The 4,696-nt window shown below is 66.0% G+C and carries 3 protein-coding genes; all 3 read right to left on the bottom strand.

Features of this window, described 5'->3' with window-relative positions; genetic code table 11:
* Window positions 1-424 precede the first annotated feature (424 nt).
* On the bottom strand, window positions 425-1,225 hold the full coding sequence (locus ENN83_RS01805) for an alpha/beta hydrolase (protein WP_287183353.1): 801 nt from the start codon (window positions 1,223-1,225) through the stop codon (window positions 425-427).
* A 370-nt stretch (window positions 1,226-1,595) separates the two neighbouring features.
* Entirely contained in the window at window positions 1,596-2,720 is a 1,125-nt protein-coding gene (locus ENN83_RS01800) for an ABC transporter permease (RefSeq protein WP_287183351.1), read from the bottom strand.
* 2 nt (window positions 2,721-2,722) lie between these two features.
* On the bottom strand, window positions 2,723-4,696 hold a 1,974-nt coding region (locus ENN83_RS01795; protein WP_287183350.1), incomplete at its 5' end, for an ABC transporter permease.

Here is a 4,696-nt window from a genome sequence, read left to right as displayed (position 1 = left end):
CTCCAATGGCTCACCCCCGACCGCCAAACCGCCGAAATCCACATCCGCGTCGCACTCATCAACCGCTTCAATGCTCTCGGCACCGCCGAGATCGTTCGCGTGGCCTGAACCTGAAGGGGAAAGGGGCCCTCACGTCGAAGGCCGCCTTTCTGCAACAATGCCGCGCCGAGCACACGTCCTTCTGGGGGACGAAGGCGGGGTGACCGTCGAAAGTGGCAGGTCCAAAAATCCTCGGGTGTCGTGCCGCGCTCAAGGTATCGAAGGCGACCACTTCGCATTCGTCAGCCGCGATCGACCTCTGCGTGCAGCGTGCTCGACGGCTCAAGCCGATTCGACAGTTTTCGCATTGGCGGACCAACGCAATTCCTGCTGGCGGAGCGAGCAACGTCTCACTGTCCCACTCGCACCTGGGCGACAGCCCCGATCATCGGTGCGGCGGCACAAGCACGGCGGTCAGTGGCTGGAGCAGGAAAGCCCCGGTCTGGGCGATGGTGCCACGCCCTTCGGTTCGCAGCCGGGGAAATACCGTTACAAGTTCGACGAACCGGCTGTGTCTTGTCGCGTCCGGCGCCGATACTTCCGAGATGTCGATGACCCGGATTCCGTTGACAGCCGCCAATGCCTGCACCTGCGCATCCCGGACGTCGCGGCTGCCGACCCTGCTGCGAGAACCTGCGAGCCGTGCCGAGACGCGCAGCGCGCGATCATCCGGTGCGACAAGTAATGTCATCGGCGGATCAAGCCTTCCGATGATCTCCATCTGAGCGCGGAACACGTCGATATCGATGTCGGGGGCTGCCAGCACAACGTCTTCCAGCCGCTCGATCGAGCGGTCCCGGCCCGTGAGCCGCAACTGTCGAAGCGCCTCGGCGAGGAGCATGGCCCCCATGGAGTGCCCGAAAAGGGTGATCCGTCCTACGTCAGGACTGTTCGTTACGATCGTCAGCAAACGAACCAGGTCGTCGCGCGAGTATGTGATCGCATCCCGGTCGGCGACGTAACCCGTCACCGACGCAGCAGAGGGCCAGGCGAAGAGGATTGGCGCTTCATCCAGACCTCCGTGGGTGGCGATCTGCGCAAGCCGGAAAAGCGACTCCTGGAAGGCGTAATTATAGCCGTGCACGAAGATGACGACGTCGCGTCTGCGCGATGGGTACACAGCATTGTCATCGGTGGCCGGCGCCCTGTCCAATTGGAACGTCGGTAGCACCCGCCGCTTCGTCACGGCGAAGCTCGTCGCCGGATCCGGCCTCTCCGATGGCCACTCGATTTGCGTGACCTGGTGATCCGGCGGGACCTATATCGTGAACCTCTCGAAGGTCAATTCGGAAGAGCGACGATCGGAATAGCCGCCAGTTGACGCGTCCGGTTCGCGGTTCGTGACGACCTCGACAGTCACAGTGGCCGCGGGCGAACCCTCGGCCCGGACGACGACAAGACCCTCCGGACCCGGCCGCTGCGCACACCCGCCCGTTCCGAGGAAGACCAGCAGCAACAGGGGCCTTGCCCAGCACAAGACCGCACGCAAGGTTGTCGCGGTGGCGACCCTTTGCATCGGGGATACGGCACATTTGCCGCGCGCAGTACGCATGCACTCACCCCGCCGTGCTCATGGAACGGCGGAACAGCATGAGGCTTGCCGCGAAGAACGCGATCCCGAGCCCCGCCATCAGCGCCAATTCCAACCAGACCGTGCCGAGCCCGGCGCCGCGGAACACGACGGCCTTGGCGAAAGCCAGAAAATGGCGCGAGGGCAGCGCCAGAGTGAGGCGCTGCACCGCATCGGGCTGGCTTTCGATCGCGCTCAAGCCGCCTGACAGCATGATGATCGGGATGATCACCATGATGACGAGGAGCGCAAACTGCGCCATGCTGCGCGCCATGGTGCCGAGGAACATCCCAATGGCCGCGGCGGCCACCAGATAGATCGCGGTGCCGGCCAGAAGCAGCCACAGCGATCCCGTCACCGGCACCTGCAAGAGGCCTTGCACCACGAAGAGAAGCGATAGCGTGAACGCCGCGAGCACCACGGAGACGTTCGCCAGCACCTTCGAGAGGGCCACCTCGAGCGGGGTGAGCGGCATCACCATGAGGTGCTCGATCGTGCCCTGTTCGCGCTCGCGCAGCATCGCCGCGCCGGTCAGCACGATGGTCAGGAGCGACAGCTGGTTCAGCAGCGAGGACACCGACTTGAACCAGACCGGATCGCCGTTCGGGTTGAACGCGCGGCGCAGTTCCAGCCGCAGGGCGGGGTCGGGCGCCTCGGGATTGCCGGTCAGGAAGGCTCGGGTCTCGGAGGCCAGGATGTTCGCGATATAGTCGGTGCCGAGCTGAGCCTGGCTGACGGCGGTGGCATCGACCTCGAGCTGCGCGGCAGGCGCAAGGCCCGCGATCACGTCGGCTTCAAAACCGGGGGGGAAGCCGAGGGCGAACATGATCCGGCCCGCATCCATCGCCGCAGCCGCCTCGGCGGCGCCCATCATCGTCGGCGGCTGGAACCAGGGCGGAACGAGCGCGTCGGCGATCTGCCGGGTAAGCATGGAGCGATCCTCGTCGACGATGGCGATGGCAGCATTCTGGACCGTGTCGCCGGCGCCGCTGGCCTCGAGGATCACCGCGACGATGAAGGACCACAGGATCAGTACGACCATCACCGGATCGCCGATGACGCTCTTCAGCTCTTTCCCGGCAAGCCAGAAGATGTTGACCAGGCTTCGCATCGTCAGCGCTCCTGCTTCTTGAGGAGCAGGACGGCGAGCGCGGTCAGCACCGGGCCGAAAACGGCGAGACGCAACAGGTGTCCCGAGAGTTCCGTCAGGCCCAGCCCCTTGGTGAAGGCTCCAACGCTCAGCCCCATGTACCAGGTCGTGGGCCAGAACGTGCCGAGGATCCGTGCCGGTCCTTCCAGGGACGAGACGGGAGTGATCATGCCCGAGAAATGCAACGTGGGCATCACCGACAGGATCGCGGCTGCGAAGACCGCCGTGACCTGCGTCCGGGCGATCGTTGACACCAGAAGGCCGTAACCGGTCGCCGCCACCGCGTAGAGGACCGCGCCCGCCACCAGCGCCGCCGGGCTGCCCTTGAGCGGCACGCCGAGGACCGTGACCACGAGCGCGGTGAGGATGGCGAAGTTCAGCAGCGTGATGCCGATATAGACGAGCTGCTTGCCGATCAGGAACTCGGCGCGCCTGGTCGGAGTGACGTAGAAATTGGTGATCGTGCCGATCTCCTTTTCCCGTGCCACGCTCACCGCCATCAGGATCGCCGGGAACAAGAGTAACAGGAGCGGCGGAATCGAGGGGCCGATCGCGGGCAGGCTGGCCATCGTCGGGTTGTACTGGAACCGCGGCTCCAGCTGCGCGGACGGGGTCTGTTCGGGGCCGCTCGCGGCGGCAAGGCCGCTTAGCGGCAGGGCCGACCGCGAGCTGACCGACAGAATATGCGCATGCGACCCTTCGACATAGCTTTCGATCGTGCCGGCGCGGCTGGTATCGGTGCCGTCGATCCGTGCGGCGATCTCCGGCGTTTCGCCGCGGCGAACGCTCCGCCCGAAGTGGGGCGGGATCTGGAGCGCCAGCGCAAGCTCGCCGCTGGCCATGCGGCGGTCAAGCTCCTCGACGCTGCTGATCGCGGGGCGCTGGAGGAACCAGTCCGAGTCCCCGTATCCGGACAGGTAGGCGCGGCTTTCCGGGCTTTGGTCCTGGTCGAGGGCGGCGAACGGGATCTCGCGCACCTGCTGCGAGATGCCGAACGACATGATCAGCAGCAGCACCGCGCTGCCGACGAACGAGAACACCAGCCGCACCGGGTCGCGACGGACCTGCATCGCCTCGCGCGTGGTGAAGGCGAGCAGCCGCGTCAGGCTGAACCGCGGCGCTGGCGTCGCTGCGGGCAGGGCCGCGTCGGTGGTCAGGGCGGTATCGCCTTCGGCCGGCTCGGGCGGCATGGCGTCGAGCATGTGGGCGATGAATGCGTCTTCGAGCGACTTCGCGCCGCGATCTTCGACGATCTTCTGCGGCGCGCCGGTGACCAGAACCTTGCCGGCATGCATCAGCGAGATCCGGTCGCAGCGCATCCCCTCGTCCATGAAATGCGTCGAGATGAAGATCGTCACCCCGTCTTCGCGCGCGAGATCGGTGAGCATTTCCCAGAACGCGTCGCGGGCCTGCGGATCGACACCAGAGGTCGGTTCGTCGAGGATCAGGATGTCGGGTGCGTGGATCACCGCCACGGCCAGCGACAGGCGCTGGCGGACGCCGAGCGGCAGGGCGGCTGCGGTCTGGTCCACATAGGCGTCGAGCCCGAAGCGCGGCACCAGATCGGCCATGCGCGCCGCCGTGACCGACGGACCGAGATGAAAGAGGCGGGCATGCAGCAGGAGGTTCTCGCGTACCGTCAGTTCGCCGTAGAGCGAGAAGGATTGCGACATGAACCCGACGCGCCGACGGGTATCGAGGTTCTGCGCGTCGACCGGCTGGCCGTGGATCCATGCCGCGCCCTCGGTGGCGGGCATGAGGCCGGTCAGCATCTTCATTGTCGTCGTCTTGCCGCAGCCGTTGGAGCCGAGAAAGCCGAAGATCTCGCCGCGCCCGATCTCGAAGCTGACAGCGTCGACAGCAGTGAAGCCGTCGAAGCGCCTGGTCAGACCGCGAGCCCTGATCGCGGGCGGCTCATCGGTGGGAATGATGGTGCG

Origin of the sequence: Rhodovulum sp. (assembly GCF_011048875.1) — a bacterium.
Lineage (GTDB): Bacteria > Pseudomonadota > Alphaproteobacteria > Rhodobacterales > Rhodobacteraceae > Rhodovulum > Rhodovulum tesquicola.
The sequence above is the reverse complement of the archived record's forward strand: the minus strand, read 5'-3'. Positions and strand labels throughout refer to the sequence as shown.

What these genes read in the sequence shown, in the direction of transcription:
- ENN83_RS01800 (WP_287183351.1), bottom strand. Translation starts at nt 2,720, where the DNA reads ATGCGAAGCCTGGTCAACATCTTCTGGCTTGCCGGGAAAGAGCTGAAG.